The following is a 22,061-nucleotide window of genomic DNA, read 5'->3' on the forward strand; positions in this document are numbered from 1 at the left end:
CGACCCTGGGGTGGTTCGACAAGGTGCGCCCGCAACACACACGCACATGGAAAACCGGCATAAGCCAGTCATATTCGCGCGAAGAAGGAACCAGTGAATGGGGTGAGTGGCGCGCGGATCAGTGGGGTAACGAGTGGTCAGGGCGGCGCATCCGGTGGGAGGCGTCGCCCGTTTTCCCGCTCAGAACCGTTCGGCGCGCAGCACTTCGCAATCGCTCACGGTGACAATCCCGATATGCCGCTCCACCACGGCAAAGGCAGCATCCAGCAATCCGTCCAATCGCTCGGGCTTGATTACGCACAGCACCTGCACCATGCCCGTGCCGCGGCTCACCTGCCCCTCCCGGCTCCAGGTCCCGGAATCCCCGGATCCGCCCAGCACGGGCAGCACGGTCCAACCGGTCACACCGGCCCTTTCCATCGCGTCGGTCAGCCGGCTCTGCATCACCTGTTCGATGATGATGGCGACACGTTTTGCCTTGTGCGTTTGCATCCGCTTATCCCCCGGTCAGCGCGCTGGCGACGGCGATATAGATCGGAATCCCCAGCGTCAGATTGAATGGAAAGGTAACCCCGAGCGACAGGGTCAGATAGATCGACGGGTTCGCCTCGGGCAAGGCCACGCGCATGGCCGCGGGCACCGCAATATAGCTGGCCGACGCCGACAGCACCATGAACAGCGCCACGCCACCCGTGCTGACACCCAAGAGCAGCCCCGCGATACAGCCAAACGTGGCCCCCACCAGCGGCATCACCACGCCAAAGGTCAGCACACCAGGCTTCAACACCCCGGACCCGCCGCGCAAGCCCCGGCCCGCCACCAGCCCCATGTCCAGCAAGAACAGGCACAAAACCCCCTGGAACGGCGACACGATAAAGGCCTCGATCTTGGCCAGCCCCTCGGTCCCGGTAATCCAGCCAATGAAAAAGCTGCCCACCAGCAGCACGATGGACCCGTTCAGCATGATCTCCCGCAGCAATTCGGGATCCATCCGCCGACTGTCCCCACCCCGCGAGATCAGCCAAAGCGCCGACAGGATCGCGGGCGCCTCCATGGCCGCCGCGACGGCCACCATGTACCCTTCGGACGCGATGCCACTGCTGTTCAGAACGGATGTCGCCGCCACAAAGGTCACGATAGAGATCGAGCCGTAATGCGCCGCGACAGCCGCCGCATCCAACCGGCTCAGGTTCCCCATCACCTGCAACAAGCCAAAAGCCACGATCGGCAAGGCGGCGGACAACACGATTCCGGCCAAAAGCGACGCCGCCAGCGTCCCATCGATACCATGATCGGCCACGCTGACCCCGCCCTTGAAGCCAATGGCAAACAGCAGGTAAATCGACATCCCCTTGGCCACCGCCTCGGGAATGTTCAGGTCAGACCGCGCCAGCGACGCGGCCACGCCCAGGGCAAAACTCAGGATGATGGGCGACAGCAGGTTTGTCGCCGCAAGGCTCAGGATCTGATCCAACTCTGTCCCCTTAGGTCGCCCGGTCTACACCGGCTGAAAATCAAGCGTCTTGCCCATGAACTGCTTCAAACCGCCCTCGGCAATGTCGGTCCACAGGCCATGAATACTCAGCGATCCATCGTTCACCCGCGCCTCGACAAAGGGGAAAGTCATCAGGTTCTCCATCGACGTGATGACAGCGAGCTGCTCCAGCCGCTCGGCCTTGTCTTCGGGCGTGGCCAGATCGGCCACTTCGGGAAATTTGGGGCGCAAAATATCCATCCACCGACCCACGAAACTGCCCTTTTCTTCCAGTTCCGGTGCCCGACCTTCACACATATCCAGGCACCCTTGCACACCGCCGCACCGGGAATGGCCCAGCACAACCAGATGGGCGACCTGCAGCACGTTGACGGCATATTCGACTGCAGCAGAGGTGCCGTGATGCTCTCCGTCCGGCTCAAAAGGGGGCACAAGGTTGGCGATGTTGCGGTGAATGAAAAACTCGCCCTGATCGGCGCCAAAGATCGATGTGACGTTCACACGGCTGTCACAGCAGGAAATGACCATGGCACGCGGTCGCTGTCCCTCGGTCGCCAGGCGTTTGTACCACGCGCCGTTCTCGGCATAGGTCGTTGCCTTCCACCCTTGATAGCGTTGCAAAAGAAAGCTCGGAAGCGGCTTCATCCTGTGCATGTGCGTCCCCGGTGCGTCTGTCCCACGTCTGTTAACGGCGGTGGTTATCCCGATTTCGCAGCAAATTCGAGCGAAAAGACAGCCCGCGCATAACGATTTGGGAAGGGTCTGTGACCTATAGCTGAAGCCAGCCGTGGGGGCGGACGACTTTTGGGTGAGAAGAGGTGACGTTTTGTCAACAGTAACACAAATTCAACTGCACGAATCCGTGCAGGTCAATCATGACCGCCTGCATGCGCTTTATGGTGAGATGGACCCGGCCAATGCCGAGGATGTCGTCTGCCGCGCGATGGAAGAGTTGGCCCTGCGCATGGCCCATTGCGACCGGCTCTACCGCAAGGGGGAACTGGAAGAGTTGCGGCGCTCGGCCAAATCGTTGATCGCCATCGCCGACCAGATCGGCATGGATGTGCTCGCCAGCGTGGCCAAGGATGTGGTGACCTGTACCGAGGTGCGTGACCAGGTTGCGCTTGCGGCCACGCTCGGACGACTGTTGCGCACGGGCGAAGGGTCGCTCACGGCGATCTGGGACCTGCAAGACATTCAGATCTAGGGCACTCTTGCGGCACAGGCCAAACAGGCTAGGGTTTGCCATACGTGAACTTGCAGGACCCGCACCACCATGACGCTCAGCTTTGCCACACCGGATGATGCCACCCGGTCCGTCCACCTTTTGGCAGAAAGCGCCACGCCGGACTGGCGATCCAGACAAGCGCAAGATGTACAGGCCTGGATCGACGCGCACGGCTTTACCGGTGCTATTGGTCAGGCGCTTTTACTGCCCGGTGGCCGCGATGCGGTGATCGGTTACGGCAGCGAAAGCAGCCGTGCGCGTGGCCGTTTCCACGTTGCGGCAGCGGCGGCCAAGCTGCCCAAAGGGACATACCGGCTTGTCACTGACCTGCCAGCCGATCAGCTTCAGATCGAAGCGCTCGGTTGGCTGCTCGCCACCTACCGCTTTGACCGGTACAAGGATCAATCCCCGATGGTCGCGCTGCTGGTCGCACCGGATGGCATCGACGCCGCGCGGACCGAAGCGATTGCGCAGGGCGAGGCGCTCACGCGCACCCTCATCAACACGCCCGCCGCCGATATGGGGCCACCCGACCTCGAACAGGCCGCGCGCGATCTTGCGACACAGCACAGGGCCACGATCACCGTCACAACCGGCGACGACCTGCTGACGCAGAACTTGCCGATGATCCACGCCGTGGGCCGCGCCGCCGACCGCGCACCGCGGCTGATCGACCTGACCTGGGGCGACACCGGCCCGAAACTCACGCTCGTGGGCAAGGGGGTCTGCTTTGACACCGGCGGGCTCAACCTGAAACCCGGCGCGTCCATGGGCCTGATGAAAAAGGACATGGGCGGATCTGCGTCCGTCCTGGGCCTTGCCCACATGATCATGGCGACGGACCTGCCCATCCAACTGCGCGTCCTGATCCCGGCAGTTGAAAACAGCGTCTCGGGCAACGCCTTCCGCCCGCAGGACATCCTGACCAGCCGCAAGGGCCTCACGGTCGAGGTCAACAACACCGACGCCGAAGGGCGGCTTGTGCTGGCCGACACGCTGGCCTTCGCGGACGAGGACACGCCCGACCTCATCATCTCCATGGCGACCCTCACGGGCGCCGCCCGCGTCGCCGTCGGCCCCGACCTGGCACCCTATTACACAGACGAAGCGCCTCTGTCCGCCGCACTGGAAAACGCAGCCGCCACAACCGCCGACCCGGTCTGGCGCATGCCCTTCCACACCCCGTACGAGGCGTTGATCGAACCTGGCATCGCAGACCTCGACAACGCGCCCAAGGGCGGGTTCGCGGGCTCCATCACGGCGGCCCTGTTCCTCCGCCGCTTCGTGGACAGCGCGCCCTACATCCATTTCGACATCTACGGCTGGCAACCCTCCAGCGCCCCGGCGCGGCCGAAGGGCGGCGTGGGCCAGGGCACCCGCGCCCTGCTCGACGCCCTGCCAAAGATGCTCAAGCTATGACCGACCGCCGCACCACCCCGGACCCGCATCTGGTGGACGGCACAGCATCGGGGCAAATCGCAGCACCCCATGTCGACCTGCTCCGGGCCCCAAGCGGCCCGCGCGACCGGCAACTGATCGCCGGTGCAAGGGTCACGGTGCTGGGTCAAACGGACGGGCACGCCTATGTCCGGGCCGATCTCGACGGCTATATCGGCTTCGTCCCGGCCAACGCCATCGGGCCGGTCGCGGAGCCCACGCACATGATCACGACACCCGCCGCACACAGCTACGAACGGGCAACGTTCAAATCACCCGACACGGCCAGCCTCACCTTCGGCACCAAACTGACCGCTCTGTCCGAAACCCCCGACTTCATCGAAACCAGCTTTGGCCACGTGCCCAAGGCAAACCTGTCCCCGCTCCCCTACAGCGCCAACCCCATCGACACGGCGCGGCTCTTCCTCGGCACGCCGTATCTCTGGGGCGGCAACACACGGACAGGCATCGACTGCTCGGGCCTGATCCAAATCGCGCTGACAACCGCCGGACTCCCCTGCCCCGGCGACAGCGATCAACAGGAAGCGGCGTTCAAGACCGCCACCGGCCCGCACCACCCCGGCGACCTCCTGTTCTGGAAAGGGCACGTGGCCCTCGTCACCAGCGCCACCCACATGATCCACGCCAACGCCACCCACATGTCAGTGGTCGAAGAGCCGATCGCATCGGCCACAAAACGGATCAAAGCCAACGGCGACGGTGACATCACCAGCCACAAACGCCCCTAAGCCCCTTCTTCTGGCTCAAAATACTTTCGGGGGAGCTCGAGGGGGCAGACAGCCCCCTCGTCAGCAAGACTGAACAGCATCCGCGCAAGCGGACAATTCAGTCAACGGCCCGGATCAGCTTCCGCTCCAGCACGCGCAATACGGTCTTCAGATCCTGCCCCCGGCGCAGCACCTGCCCATCCATACCGATAACCGCATACATCCCCTGCTTGCCCCGCAGCTTGGGACGCTTCTCTATCCGGTACATCGGGTTCTCCGCCGTCCGACGGAACACTGAAAACACGGCGACGTCGCGCAGGCAGGAAATGCCGTAATCGCGCCACTCCCCCGCAGCCACCATGCGCCCATAAAGTGACAGGATCACCGACAGCTCGGTCCGGTGGAAAGCCACCTGCGGGCTCGGCATTTCGCGAAGATTGGACGGGGGTGGCGTCTGAAGCGTCATAGCCCACACTTGCCCGGCGGGCGCACAATTTCAAGAGTGCAACCAACACGCTTGAAAGCGTTACAGAATACCGGCAAGGTTCCAACAGTCTGAAACGCATAGGGGAGGATGCCGGATGACACCACAACAGCGCGCCCAGCGCTGCGCCGACACCATGTGGGCCACCGATCAGGCCAGCCAGGCGCTCGGTATGCGCATCGCGCAGGTCGCGCCGGGGGCGGCCACGCTTACCATGCAGGTGCGCAAACACATGCTCAATGGGCACGGCATGTGTCACGGTGGCATGATCTTTACGCTGGCCGACAGCGCGTTCGCCTTCGCCTGCAACAGCTACAACCGGCTCACCGTCGCCCAATCGAACCAGATCACCTACCTCGCCCCCGGCAAACCGGACGAGGTCCTGACCGCGACCGCGACAGAGGTTGCGCGGCAAGGCCGCTCCGGCACCTACGACGTGACGGTCATCGGCCAGGACGGCCGCCAGATTGCCCTCTTCCGCGGCCTCTCCCGCGAAATCGCAGGCACCCATTTCGAAGAGGACACGGAATGAAAGACCTCACGCCCGCCAAGCACACCCTCGACCCCATCGAGATCGCCAGCCGGGACGAGATTGAGGCGCTGCAGCTCGACCGGCTCAAATGGTCGCTCACCCACGCCTACGAAAACGTCCCCCACTACAAAGCCGCCTTCGACGGCGCAGGTCTCCGCCCCGGTGACCTCAAGTCGCTCAGCGATCTTGCGAAATTCCCGTTCACCACCAAACAGGACCTCCGCGAAAACTACCCGTTCGGCATGTTCGCCGTCCCGCGCACGGACGTGAAACGCATCCACGCGTCATCCGGCACCACCGGGCAACCGACCGTGGTGGGCTACACCGAAAACGACCTGAAACACTGGGGCAACGTGGTCGCACGATCGCTACGCGCCGCAGGGCTTCAACCCGGCGACCTTTTGCACAACGCCTATGGCTACGGTCTCTTCACCGGCGGGCTCGGCATCCACCTGGGCGCCGACGCGCTGGGGCTGACCACCATCCCCATCTCTGGCGGCATGACCCCCCGCCAGGTCCGCCTGATCGACGACTTCAAACCCAAGGGGATCACGGTCACCCCGTCCTACGCCCTGTCGATCCTCGACGAATTCAACACTCAGGGCCTCGACCCCCGCGCCTCCAGCCTGGACGTTGGCATCTTTGGCGCAGAACCCTGGACCAACGCCATGCGGACCGAAATCGAACAGGCCTTCGACATGCACGCCGTCGACATCTATGGCCTCTCCGAAGTCATCGGCCCCGGCGTCTCCATGGAATGTGTGGAAACCAAAGACGGCCTGCACATCTGGGAAGACCACTTTTTCCCCGAAATCATCGACCCTAATACAGGCGAACCAATGGCCGACGGCGACATGGGCGAACTGGTCTTCACCTCACTGACGAAAGAGGCGTTCCCGATCATCCGCTACCGCACCCGCGACCTCACCCGGTTGCTGCCGGGTACGGCGCGGTCCATGCGACGCATGGAAAAAGTGACAGGGCGCAGCGATGACATGATCATCCTGCGCGGCGTCAACGTCTTCCCGACCCAGATCGAGGAATGCCTGATGGCCACCCCCGGCCTCGCGCCCCACTTCCAGATCGAGCTGACCAAACCAAATCGTATGGACGAAATGCGCGTCCTGTGTGAGGCGACGACTGGCGGCGACCATACGGACGCCGCACGCGCGCTTGCCCACCGGATCAAGCAAAGCATCGGGATCAGCGTCGCCGTCGATGTGGCCGTCCCCGGCAGCGTTGCGCGATCCCAAGGCAAGGCGGTGCGGATTGTGGACAAACGATAAAGACAGCGTCAACGGGTGCCGAGCGGTGTTATTTTCATCACTCGCAATGGCTTACACTGGCCGGACGCGCCCGGTGGGTATGGTCCACACAAGAGAGAGTCCAGGCATCTGATCCATTGCCCGGCAGGGGATTTGCAAAATGGCCCAGAGGGGCCAAGCTGCACGTGATCTGCGACAGCCAGTGAAATACGATAGGCATCGCTACAAGCGCCGAAACCCCATCTAGATCACATTCGGCAGGCGGACGGATCGGCGGCATGTTGCAACCCGCTACAACAGAGGCCCAAAGGCCTTCCTGTCGGCAATCGCACTGGCCGCACCCGTCATTTACCGGCTATAACTCTGGAGCCTATCAAGGCAGTCCACTTCCGTTCGCGTTCAGAAGCGGCCGACGTGGTCACCAGATGGCATTGAAAGGACCACCAGTGACAAGACCAATCTTAACCAGTCTGATGGTGCTTTGGGCCACATCGGCGTTTGCGCATTCGCCGCTGAACGCCACGGTTCCAGCCAACGAAGCGATCGTTGCTGAGGTGCCAAGTGAGATCGTGTTGGGTTTCAAGGGCAACATTCGCCTCACACGTGTGGCAATGACCCACGCGGTGCATGAAGCTGATCTCGATCTGGATGGGTTCAGCGGGTTTATCTCTGAATACACAATCCCGATGCAATCTATGGGTGCAGGAACCTATCAGATCGAATGGCGCGGCCTTGGCGACGACGGTCATCCGATGAGCGGCACGTTCAGCTTCACGGTTCAGGAATAGTGCCAGACATCTGGGGACTGGGTGCGATTGCCACCAAGTTTGCCCTATACCTTGGGGTGATGACATCCACGGGAACAGTATTTGTGGCGCTGTTGTTCCAGGTGGAGAACATCCGGCGCTTAACGGTCGTCTTCGCCATGCTTGCTCTCATTGCCACCATCATTGGTTTTTCTCTGGGTGGGGCTGCGTTAACGGGTGATATGGGCGGCATGACAGACCCCGAGATGCTGGGGCTGCTTTGGAGCACGCCTGTCGGAACCGCATTGGCTTATCGTCTGGTTGGCCTGGCCCTGTTGATCTTGGGACTGATGCTCGGTCGTTCTGGCCTGTGGGTCTCTGCGATAGGCGGAGGTCTTGCCCTTTGGTCTTTCGCCAGTGTCGGACATATCCCGGACCGCGACATATTCTGGCTGGATGGGCTCTTGCTGATCCATCTTGCTGCCATTGCAGTGTGGATTGGCATCCTGACCCCTTTGAAGCGGCTGGCCAATATATCCACTGCGAAAGCGGCCGCCGACCTCGGACACCGCTTTGGCCGCATGGCTGTGGTCTTTGTTCCTTTGCTCATTCTGGCGGGTCTGGTGATGAGCTATGTGTTGGTTGGATCAATCGCCTCACTGGTCGGCACAGGTTATGGCCAAGCCCTGATTGTAAAAGTCGCAGTTGTCGTTGTCCTGCTTGGGCTCGCCGCTTTGAACAAGTTGCGTTTTGTCCCTAAGCTGATGAACGGGGACGCCCATGCAGCGCAACACTTGTCACGGTCGATTTCGTTTGAATGGGTCGCTGTGATAATAATTTTACTCACCACAGCCGTCCTCACATCCGCTCTGACGTTACCATCATGAGGCTTTCCATGAACCGACGCCAATTCCTTGCCAGTTCTGCCGCGATGGGTCTGCTGCCCCGTTCTGCGGCGTCTGCATCGCCCACCTATCGCCTCAGGGCTGAAGACGTCACAGGACAAATCCTGCCTTTGGGGGACGGGGCCACGCGGATGCTGGGCTTTAACGGCTCCATGCCTGGCCCAGAGCTTCGGGTGCGGCAGGGCGAACGGGTGCGCGTCGATGTTGAGAACGGCCTTGACGAAGGCACCGCCGTTCACTGGCATGGCATACGGCTTGAGAACAGCATGGACGGGGTGCCTGCCTTGACCCAGACCATCATCGAACCGGGTGACACGAAGACCTACAGCTTCGTGCCCCCTGATGCCGGGACGTTCTGGTACCACTCGCATTACATTTCTCACGAACAAGTCGCGCGGGGCCTGATGGGGCCGCTGATCATCGAAGACGATGAACCTATCGACGTAGATCACGACATAACGGCAATCCTGTCCGATTGGCGGATGGAGCGGGACGGGACGTTGATCGAAGAATACACAGATCGCCATAGCGTCGCCCATGCGGGGCTTCTTGGCACATTTGCGCGCGCCTTCTTTTCGCGCGGTGAGGTGAAAGCCGGAGATAGAATCAGGTTGCGGCTCATCAATGCGGCGACGAACAGGATTTTCCCGGTCGTTGTCAGCGGGGCCTCTGGCAGGATCGTTGCGTTGGATGGCATCTCACTATCAGAGCCACGTGATTTTGAGCAGATCATGATGGCGCCCGCACAGCGGGTTGATCTGATCCTGGACGTGGCGGCAGACGTGAAACTGGACATGATGAGCCGCCAGGGCCCCTATGAACTTGGGACGATTGCGGCATCCGGAAAGAACGGGCTCCGCAAGGCGACACCGATCGCTGCCTTGCCCGCCCACGCCATTCCCGTTCCATCAAATCCCGACCGGCACCTGACCCTTCACATGATGGGTGGAGCCATGGGAGGGCGCCATGGTGGAGCCAACATCTGGGCTTTCAACGACATTTCCGACCTGCAGTCCGACCCATTTGCGTATTTCCGGAAAGGCGAAACCGCACGGATCACACTGGTGAATGACACCTCATTCCCACATGGCATCCACCTGCACGGCCATCATTTCTACGAAGTCGGGGCCGATGGCAGCATCGGCGATCTGCGCGATACGACGCTCGTCAATGCACGGGAGAACCGCGACATTCTTTGCACCTTCGATAACCCCGGAAAATGGATGCTGCACTGTCACATGCTCAGCCATGCGTTTGGCGGAATGCGCACATGGGTTGAGGTCACATGAGAAAACCATTGCTGGCAATGATGCTTCTGGCGGCGCCAGCCTTGGCAGACCATGAACTCCTGGACCGCGACATCGACGCAGGCCAAACGCTCTACCAACAGCAATGCGCAGCCTGTCACGGAGCCAGTCTTGAGGGGCAACCAAACTGGCGGTCTCCCAACGAAGATGGAACACTGCCCGCCCCACCTCACGACGACACAGGGCATACATGGCATCACGACAACCAGTTGTTGTTTGAATACACGAAACTTGGAGGAAGAGGTGCATTGGCCGCCCGTGGTGTGGATGATTTCAACAGCGGCATGCCTGCCTTTGAGGGCGTGACCACGGACGACGAGATTTGGGATATTCTTGCCTATATCAGATCGACTTGGCCTGAGCGGGTGCAACAACTGCAAGCCGGCCGCAACCCGCCGCACTGAAGCGATGGCGGTGGATCACCAACATGTATCTGCTCGGCATCTTAGGAGCCATCTGTGCGCTCCGATACGACGTACTTGCCACGACCAACCCGCTGCAACTTTCCTTCCGTGCAGAGGTCTGTGAGTGTGCGGTAACACGCTTCGCGGGTCAGATTGATACGGCCAGCAAGTTCGGTCACCGCACCTTGATTGTAGCCAGCCTGCACCGCAGCGAGAACGCGGTGTTTTGCAGATCGAATGGCAAGAATTTCTGAGTGCGCCCGATACCGCTGAACCTGGGTTGCCAGATGCTGTGAAAACCGGATGGAAAAATCCGATCCAGCGCGCATCAAATCAAGGACTGTGCCTCGGTCGTAGCAAGTGACTTCGCTGTCGCTCACACACACCGCTTCGCAATGATACGCATCTGAGAAGATTGATGCTTCGGCGAAGCAATCACCTTCAGTCGCTCGATGAATGACCAATACGTCGCCTGTTTCCGTCATTCTTTGAAGCGTTACGCCGCCGCTTTTGACCCGAAAGAAACCGTGTGTCCGTTGACCCTGCCGAAACAGGGTATCACCACGCTTGGCCGTGATGGTCTTGAGTGCACTCTTGGGCAACGCCGTCAGTATTTCATCCAACATATGATCGAAATCATATTTGGTCTGCGCGTCCTTGCATAGCCTGTACAAAACCGGAGTTCTTCATGAAGTCATATCTGATAACCGCCGCCTGTATCATAGCCACTTCAACGGCAGCCGCACAGCACATGCACGAAGGCGGCGGAGCATTGGAAACAGGCCAGTCGCAATTCGCCGCCATCGCCGAGATCGTTGCACTGCTGCGGGAAGACCCTTTGACGGATTGGTCCCGGGTCAAGATCGACACACTGCGTGAGCATCTGATCGACATGGACAACGTGACGACGCGTACTTCGGTTAAAACAATGATCGCGGGTGAGACCGTCTCATTCATTGTCACTGGTGATGGGGAAACGGTCCTGTCGGCCCAGCGAATGGCGACGGCCCATGCGCCGATGCTTGAGACTGAAACCGGATGGCAGGTTGATATCCAGCAGATTGCTGATGGCGTTCAGATGTCGGTCACGTCATCAGACAAGGACGCCGTATCGCAGATCACAGGGCTTGGCTTTCACGGATTGATGACCATTGGTGCGCACCACCAACAACACCACACGATGATCGCACTGGGTCATGATCCGCACTGAATGTTGGACGCCGACATTGGCGCAGCCGCAGCGCAACAACACCCTGTCCCGCGACTTGCACCCTAGCAGCCCGGTCCATCTCGCAAATGCGGCGAACGACTGGATAGCTGGCATTCTTGCCATTCGCCGCACGCGCAAAATCTGGAAGGTGATGAATGAGTGTGTCGGGGATTAAGTGTCACGTCATTCGGTTTGCAGAAAGGGACGCTTTTAATCGACGGTCCCCGCTAAAATCGACATCTGCATTCGAGGTCGCCGAAATCACTGCAACTTAGTCCCGCATGTGTGGATCCAACCCGCACGACTGTTTCGCCGCGCGCCAGCGCCGAACGGAGACCACGGCGAACCCGACAAGGATCACAACGTCAATCACAATGAGCGCGGCGGCGACCGGACGGTCGACGAAGATCCAATAGCCATCTCGGGAGATCAACAGGGACCGGCGTAGGTTGGCCTCCAGGATTGGCCCCAAGATCAAACCCAATACGATTGGTGCAAGCGGGTACTTCGCCAAGCGAAACAGGATGCCGATCAGCCCAAAGCCCAACATGACCATCAAGTCGAAGACTGATCCCTGCAGGGCGAACGTTCCGATGCAGCACAGAATCAGGATTGTCGGAATCAGGTACGCTTTCGGGATCAGCAAAACCCTGATGAAAAAAGGAGCCGCAAGAATACCTGCGAAAAACAGCATCACGTTGGACGCCATATAGACCAGAAACAGGCCGCCAACGAAATCGGGCTGCATCAGGAACATCTCGGGTCCCGGTATGAACCCGAGGATCAACAATGCGCCAAGAAGCATGGCAGATGACGCGTCGCCAGGAATACCGAGCGCCAGCGTCGGGACCAACGTGCCGCCAACCGTCGCGTTGTTCGCGGCCTCCGTGGCAACGACGCCGCCTTCGGCGCCCTCGCCGTACTTCTCTTCCGGTTTGGCAAAGGATTTGGCGACCGCATAAGAGCTGAAGGAACTGATGTCGCCACCCGCACCGGGAAGGGAGCCAAAAAACACGCCGACCGCAGACGAGCGCAGCAGATTTTTCCAATGTCGTAACGTCTGAACCACCGCCTTGAGGCTTGGCCTGGCGATCTCCAGCTTCGGTTTGTCCATCAGATCGTCACGTGCCATCTGAAACGTCATCTCGGAAATAGCAAAGAGCCCGACAACCACGGCCACGATGTGAAACCCGTTCAGCATGTGGTGCGATCCAAATGTGAAACGGTACCCTGTCGAAAATTCATCCGTGCCGATCGTCGACAAGAGGAGGCCGAAACAGCAGGCCAGCAGCCCTTTGACAAATGTACCCTCTGAGATCAGCGAGATGGTGAGCAGCCCGGTGATGGCGAGCATCGTGTATTCCGGTGGGGCAAATCGGCTGGCAAACCCGGCAAGGACAGGGGCGGCAACGATCAGAACGACGCCTCCGACCAGGCCCCCGAGCGAAGAGGCCGCAAGCGCGATACCAATGGCTTTGGAGGCCTCGCCCTTCTGGGCCATCGGATAACCGTCCAAAAGTGTCGCCGCCGCAATGGGCGTGCCAGGTATACGCAACAGGATGGCCGAGATCGCACCGCCGCAGGACCCGCCAACGAAGATGGATATGAGAAACCCCATACCAGCGAGCGGCGGCAGGCTGATGGCCACGGGCAGCAGCAGGATGATGCCCATAAGCGGGCCGAGACCGGGAAGTGCGCCGACAAGAAGGCCGATCAGGATACCGGCGAATGTGAGCGCTATGGCGAGAGGCGAAAAGAAAAGGTCAAAGCCGCCGATGATGGTTTCAAACATGCACGCCTACCATGGGATATTCAGAGAAAAGACCCCGCTCGGCAACACAACGTTCAGAATTTTTTCGAAGGCGAATGCCAGCGAAAATGCCAAGATAAAAGCGACGCCAACGGCTTTCACGACGTTGCGCAATCCGCAAAGCCACATGACGGCCGCGGCCATTGGTGTCGTCGAGAGGTGGTAGCCCAGCCAGTTCAGGCAGGCGAGATAGAGTGCGAACACCGCCAGCAAACCCACACTGCGCCGAAATCCTGCCACGGTTCGCAGTTCACTTTGCGGCTCGGTGTCCAGGAAAGACGCACGGACCAGTTGCACAGCCAGCAGGCCCATCATGAAAACGGCAACACTGCGGGGATAGCTGGCCGCATTGTCATAGGGACCGCCGGAGGCGATCCCTTGTTCCGACATCGACGTTGCGATCTGCTGGAAGACGAGGGCGACAAGTGCTCCGAAGAACGCAAGTGCCGCCCATTCTGCACCCTTGGACGACATCTCCCGATCCTACTGAAGCTTTTTCAACTCGTCTTCTTCCCAAGTGAGCGCATTGCCCATGGCGGAAAGCTGATCCTGAACCGACCCGACGACTTCTTCGTATTGAGTGTGATCCCACTCCAGAGGCACGAAACCGATCTTGGCAATGGCATCCTTGACGTCTTCGCGCGCCATCGCAGCCCCCATGGCCGTGCGCAGCGCATCGGTCACGTCATCCGGCGTGTCCGGATTGACAATCCACCAGGTCCAACCCATCGGGCCAAGTTTGGACAAACCGACATCGACCTGAAGATCGGCAATCGTCGGTGCGCCGTCAAAGGACGCCTTCGATCCGGGCAATTCGGACAGGACCAGCATGATATTGAAGGCAGACGGGTCGGACTTGTAGTTCCCCACGTTGATGAACGAAAAGTCGAGCACGCCGGATTTCAGGTCCTTCACAGCATTCCCATCCTGCGTGTACGGCACATTCTGGGCAACGCAATCGTAGGATTGCAACGCCTTCGCGATGACCATGTGCGGCAGATTGTTGCGCGAGCCCGAGGAATAGCGCAGCGCGCCGCGGTTCTCCTGGCAGTAGGCCATCATCTCTTCAAATGTCGACCAACGGGTTTCGTCTGTGCGTCCACCGATGGCAAAGGCGTTGGATACGGCGGAGTGCAGCGGTGCGAACTCCGAGAAATCCCAATCCGCATTCCCCAGGATCGGCTGCAAGACCAATGGTGCGACGTAGCCGTCAAAGACAGTGTAGCCATCGGCCGGTTTGCCCATAGCCGTGGTTTGCGCCTTCGTACCTGCGGCACCCGGTACGGACAGAACCGGCATGTCGACGCCAAGCTCTTCTCCCATCGCCTTGGCGATGATCTGGCTGACGGCCATCGCATTGCCTGGTCCCCACGGATGGATGAGTTCTATCGTGCGGTCCGGGAATTCTGCCATGGCAGCGGTTGCGGTGAACCCTGCAAAGACTGCGGATGTCAGCATCTTCAGTGTCGGTTTCATATCTCAGGTCTCCTCCTGTCGGTATAGTTCAACGTCCTTGATGGATCGTTTCGTGCAGTTCGGATGTCGCCAGCCCAAACCGGTCGTAAATCTCTGGCGGTGCGTCGTGTTCGCGGAAGTGCGCGGCGATCAGCGCCGTGAGGCGCGCCATCAAGGCCGGGTCGTCGATCGGACAGGTCTGGCCCGGGTCGTTTTGCAGGTCATAAAGCGCAGTTTCGCAGTCTTCGAGCGTTTGGCCGTCCTGTCCGACCTGACTGTTTTTCGACGCAAGCTGAAGCTTCAGCAGCGGAACGCCCTTGGTGAAATCAAACGGTTCGACCAGTTCCGCAGACTGTAACTCGCCGATATCGAATGGGCCGGTCATGTGGCTGGGCATCAGCGTGTAGATGCTGAGGTCCGTACCGGTCTGATCGTCGGGATAGCGAAAATAGCTGTAGCGCCCATCGGTCACGCAGACCGGACCGCCGAACATACCCAGCGCAATGGATGTGTGTCCCGGAACGTCACCTGTCAGGGAGTGGACAAGTGACGTTCCGGTGACACCGGGCGGAACCGGGCAGCTATGTAAATCAAGCATCGTCGGCATCAGATCGGGCGTTTGGGTCAGTGCCGCACGGCGCGTATCCCGGTCGCCGTCCGGATGCGCGATCATCAGCGGGATATGCGCGATCTCTTCGTAGTAGGGCATCCGGTTCTTGCCCCACCAGTCATGCTCGGACAGCAGGAAGCCGTGGTCGGTGGTCAGGATCAGGCAGGTGTCGTCCCACAAGCCATGTGCGTCAAAGTAATCGAGCAGCTTGCCGAAATACTCATCGCACATAGCGACGAGTGCCGCGTAGTTTCCGCGAATCTCGGCAATCTCTTCGGCGGAATTTGTCGCCTTCTCATAGATCGGCCAGTCAAGGATCTTGCCGTCATATCCGCTCCGGTATGCGTCCTTGAAGCGCTCGGGCGCCACGAATGGCTCATGCGGGTCAAAGCATTCGAGCTGCAAAAACCAATCGTCGGCGTCGCGGTTCAGGTCGAGAAACTCGAAGGCGGCGGAGAAACACTTCGCCGTCGGAAAATCCGCTTCGGTCTCCAGGAACCGGGCGTTGATCGCCGCCCGGGATTTTTTCCACGCAACTTTCGATGTATTGCCGCGTGTTGCCGTCCCGTCTGGTAGGCCGTCGAGCGGGTAATGCCGTTCATCATAAGTCTCTCGCAGCCGCTCGACAGGCGGTGACACGAGAACCTTCAGGGGATCATACTCCTGACCGCGAATGTAATCCCAACTGTCAAATGCGTTGGCGTATCCCGCGCCGCCATCCTCAAAGTAATGAAGGTGATCCGAGATCAGGTGCGTGTACGTGCCGTTTTGGCTGAGGATGCGGGCATAGGAGTCATCGAACGGCTCCAGCGGGCCCCAATGCCGATGCATGAAGTTCAGCCGGCCCGTGTGCATGTCCCGACGTGCAGGCATACAGGGCAGGCTGCCGACGTAATGCGTGTCAAAGGTCACGGATCGTTTGGCAAAACGGTCGAAATTCGGCGTCGCGATGGCCGTGCCGCCATAGGCGCCAAGCGCGAGACGGTTGAGCGAGTCAAACAGGACAAAAACCGTGCGCATTGCCCCTCCCAAAGCACTGTCTGTCGGTGAGGGTTAGATTGCGCGATCTTAGAAATTCTGTAAAATCGAACTATCGACTGAATGCATTCGAAAAACGAATACCATGGAACGAAATCTGGCCGCTTTTCTCGCCGTCGCGCAGCACGGCTCGCTCACGGATGCGTCTGATGCGCTTGGCGTGACGCAGCCATCCGTTACCAAACGGATCGCCAATCTCGAAGCGAGCTACGGCACGCTGTTGTTTGAGCGGGACCGGCGCGGTATGCGCCTGACCGAAGCTGGCAAGATGCTCTTGGAGAACGCAGAACGGATCGCACTGGAGTATCGGCTGTCGCGCGAGAAGATTGGAGCTATCGCGTCGCCCGGCCTGTCCGTCCTGCGTGTCGGTGCGGGTCCACTTTTTCACCTCAGTTGCGTCGCCAGCCTGTTCATCGAACTCAAGTCCCGCTTTCCCGACCTTCGGCTCGATCTGAAAACCGACATGACCCAGCTGGCGCGCGACGCCTTGTTGACCGGCGAGATCGATCTTTACCTCGGTGTGCTGGATGGCGCGGGCGTCGAGGCAGAAATCTCGTCCACCACAGTGACCGAAGTGGAGCATGGTGTCGTCATGCGACCGGATCACGCGGCGACGGGGCACGCTGCGATCGACGTCTGCGCTCTTGCTGGACAGCAATGGGTCATCTTCGGCAGCGATCCCGAAACCGAGGACACGCTTCGCCAACTTCTCAAACCGGGTGCCGCCACCGAAGATGTCATTGACGTTCGCACAACGTCGTTCACAACGGGCTTGCAGTTGGTCCGAGAAGGACCGTTCATCATGTCGGCCCCTCTGCAACTGGCCTCGCGTGTGTCTGTCGAGGGACTGGTTATGCGCCGCACCCAACAGGGCTTGCCACGGCGAGAGGCAGGCGTCCATTTGCGTCAAAGCGCGCTGGACTACGGTGTGATGAAGGCCTGTCTGGAGTTTTTCGCGCGGTTTGAGTTTCTCTAGCAGACACTGGTTACAACTGCACCATCTGTAGATTTTTCTTACTACTGCCTTCGGTGGTAATGCAGCATCCTGTGATATGTCGTCGTGGTCAACGTCGGGTGAGGACACGCAAAATGGACGGCACGGTCAGGTATCTTGGTATTGAACTTGAGGATGCCTTGGCCACTGCTGAAGCCATTGGAATCTGAGAGCCCAGGGCCGTCTCGGCGGGCGGCCCTGAGCCGCCGTCGGCCGAGAAGCTTGGATGCTGCGGGCATTCGCTGCACCTGCCACATCAACCACTGTCCACGGTTGGCAACCCATGGCTTTTGCGGTCGTGCCAGGGAAAATACCCGAACAGACAGAAGCAAATACCTTCGGTTTCGCAATGTGTTAGCCGATAACGCGGCAAAAACTGCGTCGCGCGGATGCACAGTTTGGGCCGACATCTATTGACTTCCTGACTGTTCTATCCGACATTTCTGTCATGACAGAAATAAGAGACATAAACGACTCTCCGGCTCAGTCTCAGTTCATCCTGTACTGGGGTGACATGGGCAGCCAGTGGGGAGTGAACCGATCCGTGGCGCAGATCCAGGCGCTGTTGTACCTGAGTGCGGCGCCTCTGAATGCCGAGCAGATCTCCGAACGGCTCGGAATTGCGCGTTCAAACGTGTCCAACTCGCTCAAAGAACTGGTCGGTTGGAAACTGATCCGTCGTGTTCCAATTCCCGGCGATCGGCGTGAACATTTCGAGGCTGAATGCGATGTCTGGGAAATTGCGACCCGCGTTGCGCAAGGGCGCAAAGAGCGTGAGATTGATCCCGCGATGCGGGTGTTGTCCGACTGCGTTGCCGCTGCTGAATTAGAAGCAGACCCGGACCCCATCGCCCTCGCGCGCATGAAGGAAATGCAGGAATTTCTCAATGTTGTGGACACCTGGTATGATCAGATGCTGGCTGTGCCGAAGTCCAAGCTGAAGACACTGATGAAGATGGGCAACAAAGTGATTTCCCTCCTCTCCATCACCGGGAAAAAGTCTGAGTAGCAGGCGCACATCACCTGTCGCGTTCACTCTTCTCGAAAGTTACGATTATGCAAGCCCGCCCTGTTCCTCACCCCGATCTGCCCCTGGCGGATCACCGTTTCAGTGATCTGCTGGGGCAAGAAAGCTGGATGAAACTCCCCGCAGCTGTCCGGCGCCGCTTTGGCAAGCGCGTGCGCGGAGGTGCCAGCGTCGCCTATCAAGGTGTCGTGACCCACATGCACATGAACTGGTCCGGTTGGGCTTTGACGCAGGTGACCCGATTGATTGGCGCTCCACTGCCTTATGACCGCAGCTGTGTCGGGAAACCTGCCGTCGTGATTGTCACCGAAGACATCGCGGGCAACGGCCAATTCTGGATCCGCCAATATGGGCGTGCCTCGGGGTTTCCGCAGATGATCCACAGCTCTAAACGGTTTGCCGGTGTCACTGGGATCGAGGAATACATCGGGTACGGGATCGGTATGGCCCTGCGTGTTGTCGAGGAAAACGGGGCCCTCTTGTTCAAGAGCGATCACTATTTCCTTTCCGTCCTTGGCAAGCGCATCAAGATGCCAAAGCTCATCGCACCCGGTCAACTTACCATTGGCCATCATGACCTGGGCGCCGGTCGGTTTCGGTTCTCGATGCAGCTGCGGCATGTCGTGTTTGGCAACGTCCTCAGCCAAGATGCTGAATTCCAGGATGCAAAGGAATAACGCCCATGCAACGCGCTGCGATCTGGCTTTTTGACAGCCACTGCGTGCTGTGCAGCCGCGGTGTGCAATACACGCTGCGTCACGAAAAAGCGGCAACCATTCGATTTGTGGCGATACAATCAGGCGAAGGCCGTGCGCTGGCCCAGGATCACGACATCGACCCAGACGATCCATCCACCTTCCTGTTCATCGAAGATGGGGTTGCATTGGACGCTTCGGACGCCGTGATCGCGTTGGCACAGCATTTGAAGGGTTTGGGGTGGATCGCAAGGCAATGCCGGATTGTCCCAAGACGCTTTCGCGATGCGGCGTATCAGCTGATTGCACGCAATCGCTATAATCTGTTTGGCAGGGTCGATCAGTGCATCATACCAACCGCCGAACAGCGCCATAGGTTTGTGCTGTGACGGCACATGGCATCCTGATCATTGGCGGCACCGGCGTATTCGGAAAACGGCTGGTGCGCCACCTGTCCGGACAGCCCGGTCTTGCCCTTTATGTGTCATCCCGAAGTGCAGCAAAAGCTGAGACATTCATCAAGACGCTGAAACGTCCGCAAGCCGAATTGCGTCCCGTGACGCTGGACACGTCGGTAAACTTGCACGAGCAGCTTGATAACATCAGACCTCGCATCGTTGTGGATTGCTCCGGCCCGTTTCAAGGCGCGGGCTACGAAACCGCGCAGGCAGCAGTGTCCGCTGGCGCGCACTTCATTGATCTTGCCGATGCGCGCGACTATCTTGCCGGGTTTGCGGATGCACTGGATGTCACCGCACGGCAAAACAGTGTCAGCGCATTAACGGGCGCCAGCTCAACTCCGACAGTGTCGACATGTGTGGCGCGGCATCTCACCAAAGGATGGCAGCGGGTCGATACGGTCGATATCGCTATCACGCCTGGCGGCAAAAGCGAAGTCGGCCAGTCGGTCATAAAGGCCATTTTTAGCTATGCAGGCAAAGACGTGCCGTCGTGGGTTACTGGTAGGCTGTCCAAAACAATCGGATGGCAAAGCGCAAGAAGGATCCACATACCCGGCCTTGGTCACAGACGTGTGGCTGCGGTCGAAACATATGATGCGGAATACCTTGGCCCGCTTCTGGATGTACAGTCTCGAGTGTCTTTCTCGGCCGGTCTGGAATCCCGGGTTGAGCAACTCGGGATCGAAGCCATCGCTGCGCTACGCAAACGCAGGATCATTGGCTCGGTCAACGCATTGATCCCGTTGCTTTTGAAAGCGCGCCAAATCACCCGTATCCCGACGTCAACATCGGGTGGGATGTTGGTTAAAATATGTGGTCTTGATGCTGACGGGATTACGACAGAGGCGAAATGGTCACTTGTCGCTCACCAAGATCATGGGCCGAACATTCCGATCCTCCCGGCAGCAGCAGCCATCCGCAAACTCCTGTCAGGGTCTGCAAAACAAGGTGCTGATTTCGCGCACGCTGCATTATCGCTGGCAGATATCCAAAGCGAAATGCATGCCTATGACATCAAGACTGCAACGTCGTTGGTTAAAACACACAAAAGCATATTTGAAACCGCCCTTGGCCCGCAGGGGATGAACGCTCTGCCCCAAAAACTGCGGCAGTTTCATGGGGCATCCGGGCCGGTTCTTTGGTCAGGTCAGGCAGATGTCACGCGCGGCGCAGGCGCTTTGTCCCGGTTGGTCGGGTGGATTTTCAGATTTCCCCAATCAGGGCAGTCCGTGCCCGTGACCGTCAGCATAGACCGGACGCGAACGCCGCAAGAGGGACCAATCGAAGTTTGGACGCGCAGGTTTGCAGGTAAATCCATGACCTCCGTTCTAAGCGGTCAAGGTGGTGGGCTGATGTTGGAACGGTTCGCACCATTCACCTTCGGGCTGAAGCTTGAACAGAACGCAAAGGGTATCCAAATGCCATTGAGGCATTGGTGCATCGGAAAGCTTCCATTGCCCGGGTTTCTTGCCCCTCGTTCCGAGACGACCGAACATATTGATGGCGATGGGCGCTTTCGGTTCGATGTCAGGCTTCGTGCTCCATTCATCGGATCGCTGGTCCATTATCGCGGATGGCTGGAACCGACACATGAAGGCTAACCACGCCGATCCTGTGGAAAAACAACATTTTGCAAGCGCAGAACGTGATGCGCTGAACTGCGCTCGCGTGCCTTTCTGGTCAGGCTGTGCGCGTTTGCTGCGGTGCTGGGAAAATCTTGGCTGGTTTGCGGAGGTTTTGAGCCGTTGCGGCGAGGAGGAATTCATCATTTGCGCCGCATCGGCCGCCTAGTCGCAACCGTCCCAAGCCGAGGATGCGTTTCGGATGCGTACGCGGCATCTCGACCTTCTTCCGCAGCTTCATTGCGATGTCGTATTGGCGGGTCTTGGCGATCTCGCGTTCAACCTGGCGGGCATTTTCAGTTTCTTCGCGACTGATCTTGCGGGCATCAGCGTTTGTGACCTTCCCCCGCGATGAGAGCCCGGTTGATCCAGAATCTTCCGGTTGGTTTTAAGTGTTGAGCGGCAGCGTGGGGACCGCAAGAACCTCAAGCGCCGGCGCGGTGATTTTTATCACATATTGTGCAGTGGTGAGCCGTGCAGGGTTCGAACCTGCGACCCACTGATTAAAAGTCAGTTGCTCTACCAACTGAGCTAACGGCCCACTAGGCGGCCTATCTAGAAAGGGTCAGCCAAAGGGTCAAGCCGATTCTGGCATGTTTTCCTGCGAC

The 22,061-nt window shown here is 59.3% G+C and carries 24 protein-coding genes, 1 tRNA gene and 2 pseudogenes; 16 read left to right on the top strand and 11 right to left on the bottom strand.

Annotated elements, in window-relative coordinates; translation table 11 throughout:
- Positions 1 to 180: 180 nt before the first annotated feature.
- From BWR18_RS15935 to BWR18_RS15945, 3 genes are read right to left on the bottom strand one after another with little or no spacing between them, the layout of a single operon-like run.
- Positions 181 to 492, bottom strand: a complete 312-nt coding sequence (locus tag BWR18_RS15935) for a P-II family nitrogen regulator (RefSeq protein ID WP_076629421.1) — start codon at positions 490 to 492, stop codon at positions 181 to 183.
- A gap of 4 nt (positions 493 to 496) precedes the next feature.
- Positions 497 to 1,474, bottom strand: coding sequence for a sodium-dependent bicarbonate transport family permease (locus BWR18_RS15940; RefSeq protein ID WP_076629422.1), 978 nt, complete (start codon positions 1,472 to 1,474; stop codon positions 497 to 499).
- Between the two features lie 24 nt (positions 1,475 to 1,498).
- Entirely contained in the window at positions 1,499 to 2,149 is a 651-nt protein-coding gene (locus BWR18_RS15945) for a carbonic anhydrase (RefSeq protein WP_076629423.1), read from the bottom strand.
- Positions 2,150 to 2,357: 208 nt separating this feature from the next.
- Here BWR18_RS15945 and BWR18_RS15950 point away from each other — a divergent pair, with 208 nt between their 5' ends.
- From BWR18_RS15950 to BWR18_RS15960, 3 genes are all read left to right on the top strand, one after another.
- Positions 2,358 to 2,702, top strand: coding sequence for a hypothetical protein (locus BWR18_RS15950; RefSeq protein ID WP_254684881.1), 345 nt, complete (start codon positions 2,358 to 2,360; stop codon positions 2,700 to 2,702).
- Positions 2,703 to 2,771: 69 nt separating this feature from the next.
- Positions 2,772 to 4,142 carry a leucyl aminopeptidase family protein gene (locus BWR18_RS15955; protein ID WP_076629424.1) on the top strand — a complete coding sequence of 457 codons (1,371 nt, stop codon included), beginning with the start codon at positions 2,772 to 2,774 and terminating at the stop codon, positions 4,140 to 4,142.
- The gene (locus BWR18_RS15960; RefSeq protein ID WP_076629425.1) at positions 4,139 to 4,909 is read left to right on the top strand and encodes a C40 family peptidase; all 771 of its coding nucleotides are present in this window, start codon (positions 4,139 to 4,141) and stop codon (positions 4,907 to 4,909) included. Before BWR18_RS15955 ends, BWR18_RS15960 begins: the two co-directional genes overlap by 4 nt.
- A gap of 97 nt (positions 4,910 to 5,006) precedes the next feature.
- Here BWR18_RS15960 and BWR18_RS15965 read toward each other — a convergent pair whose 3' ends face one another.
- Positions 5,007 to 5,354: a DUF2794 domain-containing protein gene (locus BWR18_RS15965; protein ID WP_039685272.1), complete on the bottom strand. Its 348-nt coding sequence runs from the start codon at positions 5,352 to 5,354 to the stop codon at positions 5,007 to 5,009.
- A 115-nt stretch (positions 5,355 to 5,469) separates the two neighbouring features.
- On the opposite strand from BWR18_RS15965, the gene paaI reads away from it, so the two are divergent.
- The 7 genes and pseudogenes from paaI (at position 5,470) to BWR18_RS15995 (ending at position 10,531) form a co-directional block, all read left to right on the top strand.
- Entirely contained in the window at positions 5,470 to 5,904 is a 435-nt protein-coding gene (gene paaI / locus BWR18_RS15970) for a hydroxyphenylacetyl-CoA thioesterase PaaI (protein ID WP_076629426.1), read from the top strand.
- Positions 5,901 to 7,190, top strand: coding sequence for a phenylacetate--CoA ligase PaaK (gene paaK, locus BWR18_RS15975; RefSeq protein ID WP_076629427.1), 1,290 nt, complete (start codon positions 5,901 to 5,903; stop codon positions 7,188 to 7,190). The genes paaI and paaK overlap by 4 nt, the downstream gene beginning before the upstream one ends.
- Positions 7,191 to 7,365: 175 nt before the next feature.
- Positions 7,366 to 7,530, top strand: a pseudogene (locus BWR18_RS21760) (IS5/IS1182 family transposase); the annotation flags it as partial.
- A gap of 85 nt (positions 7,531 to 7,615) precedes the next feature.
- Entirely contained in the window at positions 7,616 to 7,957 is a 342-nt protein-coding gene (locus BWR18_RS15980; protein WP_157598808.1) for a copper resistance CopC family protein, read from the top strand.
- 59 nt (positions 7,958 to 8,016) lie between these two features.
- Positions 8,017 to 8,802, top strand: coding sequence for a copper resistance D family protein (locus BWR18_RS15985; protein WP_254684882.1), 786 nt, complete (start codon positions 8,017 to 8,019; stop codon positions 8,800 to 8,802).
- Between the two features lie 8 nt (positions 8,803 to 8,810).
- Positions 8,811 to 10,109, top strand: coding sequence for a multicopper oxidase family protein (locus BWR18_RS15990; protein ID WP_076629430.1), 1,299 nt, complete (start codon positions 8,811 to 8,813; stop codon positions 10,107 to 10,109).
- Complete coding sequence (locus BWR18_RS15995; RefSeq protein WP_076629432.1) at positions 10,106 to 10,531, top strand: c-type cytochrome; 426 nt, start codon at positions 10,106 to 10,108, stop codon at positions 10,529 to 10,531. Before BWR18_RS15990 ends, BWR18_RS15995 begins: the two co-directional genes overlap by 4 nt.
- 41 nt (positions 10,532 to 10,572) lie before the next feature.
- On the opposite strand, the gene BWR18_RS16000 is transcribed toward BWR18_RS15995, so the two are convergent.
- Entirely contained in the window at positions 10,573 to 11,157 is a 585-nt protein-coding gene (locus BWR18_RS16000; RefSeq protein WP_076630366.1) for a Crp/Fnr family transcriptional regulator, read from the bottom strand.
- 62 nt (positions 11,158 to 11,219) lie between these two features.
- Here BWR18_RS16000 and BWR18_RS16005 point away from each other — a divergent pair, with 62 nt between their 5' ends.
- A complete protein-coding gene (locus BWR18_RS16005; RefSeq protein WP_076629433.1) occupies positions 11,220 to 11,741 on the top strand; it encodes a hypothetical protein in 522 nt (173 codons plus the stop codon).
- A 271-nt stretch (positions 11,742 to 12,012) separates the two neighbouring features.
- On the opposite strand, the gene BWR18_RS16010 is transcribed toward BWR18_RS16005, so the two are convergent.
- From BWR18_RS16010 to BWR18_RS16025, 4 genes are read right to left on the bottom strand one after another with little or no spacing between them, the layout of a single operon-like run.
- A complete protein-coding gene (locus tag BWR18_RS16010) occupies positions 12,013 to 13,533 on the bottom strand; it encodes a tripartite tricarboxylate transporter permease (protein ID WP_076629435.1) in 1,521 nt (506 codons plus the stop codon).
- 6 nt (positions 13,534 to 13,539) lie between these two features.
- Positions 13,540 to 14,025 carry a tripartite tricarboxylate transporter TctB family protein gene (locus tag BWR18_RS16015; protein WP_076629437.1) on the bottom strand — a complete coding sequence of 162 codons (486 nt, stop codon included), beginning with the start codon at positions 14,023 to 14,025 and terminating at the stop codon, positions 13,540 to 13,542.
- Between the two features lie 9 nt (positions 14,026 to 14,034).
- Positions 14,035 to 15,027, bottom strand: a complete 993-nt coding sequence (locus BWR18_RS16020) for a Bug family tripartite tricarboxylate transporter substrate binding protein (protein ID WP_076629439.1) — start codon at positions 15,025 to 15,027, stop codon at positions 14,035 to 14,037.
- Positions 15,028 to 15,055: 28 nt separating this feature from the next.
- Positions 15,056 to 16,636 (bottom strand): sulfatase, encoded by a 1,581-nt coding sequence (locus BWR18_RS16025; RefSeq protein WP_076629441.1) that lies wholly within the window; start codon positions 16,634 to 16,636, stop codon positions 15,056 to 15,058.
- A 103-nt stretch (positions 16,637 to 16,739) separates the two neighbouring features.
- Here BWR18_RS16025 and BWR18_RS16030 point away from each other — a divergent pair, with 103 nt between their 5' ends.
- The 5 genes from BWR18_RS16030 (at position 16,740) to BWR18_RS16050 (ending at position 21,432) form a co-directional block, all read left to right on the top strand.
- Entirely contained in the window at positions 16,740 to 17,630 is an 891-nt protein-coding gene (locus tag BWR18_RS16030; protein WP_076629443.1) for a LysR family transcriptional regulator, read from the top strand.
- A gap of 466 nt (positions 17,631 to 18,096) precedes the next feature.
- Complete coding sequence (locus BWR18_RS16035) at positions 18,097 to 18,657, top strand: GbsR/MarR family transcriptional regulator (protein WP_076629445.1); 561 nt, start codon at positions 18,097 to 18,099, stop codon at positions 18,655 to 18,657.
- A gap of 128 nt (positions 18,658 to 18,785) precedes the next feature.
- Positions 18,786 to 19,352 (top strand): DUF4166 domain-containing protein, encoded by a 567-nt coding sequence (locus tag BWR18_RS16040; RefSeq protein ID WP_216637305.1) that lies wholly within the window; start codon positions 18,786 to 18,788, stop codon positions 19,350 to 19,352.
- A gap of 5 nt (positions 19,353 to 19,357) precedes the next feature.
- On the top strand, positions 19,358 to 19,759 hold the full coding sequence (locus tag BWR18_RS16045; protein ID WP_076629449.1) for a thiol-disulfide oxidoreductase DCC family protein: 402 nt from the start codon (positions 19,358 to 19,360) through the stop codon (positions 19,757 to 19,759).
- Complete coding sequence (locus BWR18_RS16050) at positions 19,756 to 21,432, top strand: SDR family oxidoreductase (RefSeq protein WP_083957738.1); 1,677 nt, start codon at positions 19,756 to 19,758, stop codon at positions 21,430 to 21,432. Before BWR18_RS16045 ends, BWR18_RS16050 begins: the two co-directional genes overlap by 4 nt.
- A gap of 79 nt (positions 21,433 to 21,511) precedes the next feature.
- Here the strand turns inward: BWR18_RS16050 and BWR18_RS16055 are convergent.
- Together BWR18_RS16055 and BWR18_RS16060 are read right to left on the bottom strand one after the other, a co-directional pair.
- Positions 21,512 to 21,787: pseudogene (locus BWR18_RS16055) on the bottom strand (IS5/IS1182 family transposase); the annotation flags it as partial.
- Positions 21,788 to 21,918: 131 nt separating this feature from the next.
- A tRNA-Lys gene (locus BWR18_RS16060) sits at positions 21,919 to 21,994 on the bottom strand.
- Positions 21,995 to 22,061: the final 67 nt, after the last annotated feature.

Source organism: Tateyamaria omphalii, from assembly GCF_001969365.1.
Lineage (GTDB): Bacteria > Pseudomonadota > Alphaproteobacteria > Rhodobacterales > Rhodobacteraceae > Tateyamaria > Tateyamaria omphalii_A.

Coding starts and splice junctions, on each gene's coding strand:
- BWR18_RS15935 (WP_076629421.1), bottom strand. CDS start 492: ATGCAAACGCACAAGGCAAAACGTGTCGCCATCATCATCGAACAGGTG.
- BWR18_RS15945 (WP_076629423.1), bottom strand. CDS start 2,149: ATGCACAGGATGAAGCCGCTTCCGAGCTTTCTTTTGCAACGCTATCAA.
- BWR18_RS15955 (WP_076629424.1), top strand. CDS start 2,772: ATGACGCTCAGCTTTGCCACACCGGATGATGCCACCCGGTCCGTCCAC.
- BWR18_RS15960 (WP_076629425.1), top strand. CDS start 4,139: ATGACCGACCGCCGCACCACCCCGGACCCGCATCTGGTGGACGGCACA.
- BWR18_RS15965 (WP_039685272.1), bottom strand. CDS start 5,354: ATGACGCTTCAGACGCCACCCCCGTCCAATCTTCGCGAAATGCCGAGC.
- paaI (WP_076629426.1), top strand. CDS start 5,470: ATGACACCACAACAGCGCGCCCAGCGCTGCGCCGACACCATGTGGGCC.
- paaK (WP_076629427.1), top strand. CDS start 5,901: ATGAAAGACCTCACGCCCGCCAAGCACACCCTCGACCCCATCGAGATC.
- BWR18_RS15985 (WP_254684882.1), top strand. CDS start 8,017: ATGACATCCACGGGAACAGTATTTGTGGCGCTGTTGTTCCAGGTGGAG.
- BWR18_RS15990 (WP_076629430.1), top strand. CDS start 8,811: ATGAACCGACGCCAATTCCTTGCCAGTTCTGCCGCGATGGGTCTGCTG.
- BWR18_RS15995 (WP_076629432.1), top strand. CDS start 10,106: ATGAGAAAACCATTGCTGGCAATGATGCTTCTGGCGGCGCCAGCCTTG.
- BWR18_RS16000 (WP_076630366.1), bottom strand. CDS start 11,157: ATGTTGGATGAAATACTGACGGCGTTGCCCAAGAGTGCACTCAAGACC.
- BWR18_RS16005 (WP_076629433.1), top strand. CDS start 11,220: ATGAAGTCATATCTGATAACCGCCGCCTGTATCATAGCCACTTCAACG.
- BWR18_RS16010 (WP_076629435.1), bottom strand. CDS start 13,533: ATGTTTGAAACCATCATCGGCGGCTTTGACCTTTTCTTTTCGCCTCTC.
- BWR18_RS16015 (WP_076629437.1), bottom strand. CDS start 14,025: ATGTCGTCCAAGGGTGCAGAATGGGCGGCACTTGCGTTCTTCGGAGCA.
- BWR18_RS16020 (WP_076629439.1), bottom strand. CDS start 15,027: ATGAAACCGACACTGAAGATGCTGACATCCGCAGTCTTTGCAGGGTTC.
- BWR18_RS16025 (WP_076629441.1), bottom strand. CDS start 16,636: ATGCGCACGGTTTTTGTCCTGTTTGACTCGCTCAACCGTCTCGCGCTT.
- BWR18_RS16030 (WP_076629443.1), top strand. CDS start 16,740: ATGGAACGAAATCTGGCCGCTTTTCTCGCCGTCGCGCAGCACGGCTCG.
- BWR18_RS16035 (WP_076629445.1), top strand. CDS start 18,097: ATGACAGAAATAAGAGACATAAACGACTCTCCGGCTCAGTCTCAGTTC.
- BWR18_RS16040 (WP_216637305.1), top strand. CDS start 18,786: ATGAAACTCCCCGCAGCTGTCCGGCGCCGCTTTGGCAAGCGCGTGCGC.
- BWR18_RS16045 (WP_076629449.1), top strand. CDS start 19,358: ATGCAACGCGCTGCGATCTGGCTTTTTGACAGCCACTGCGTGCTGTGC.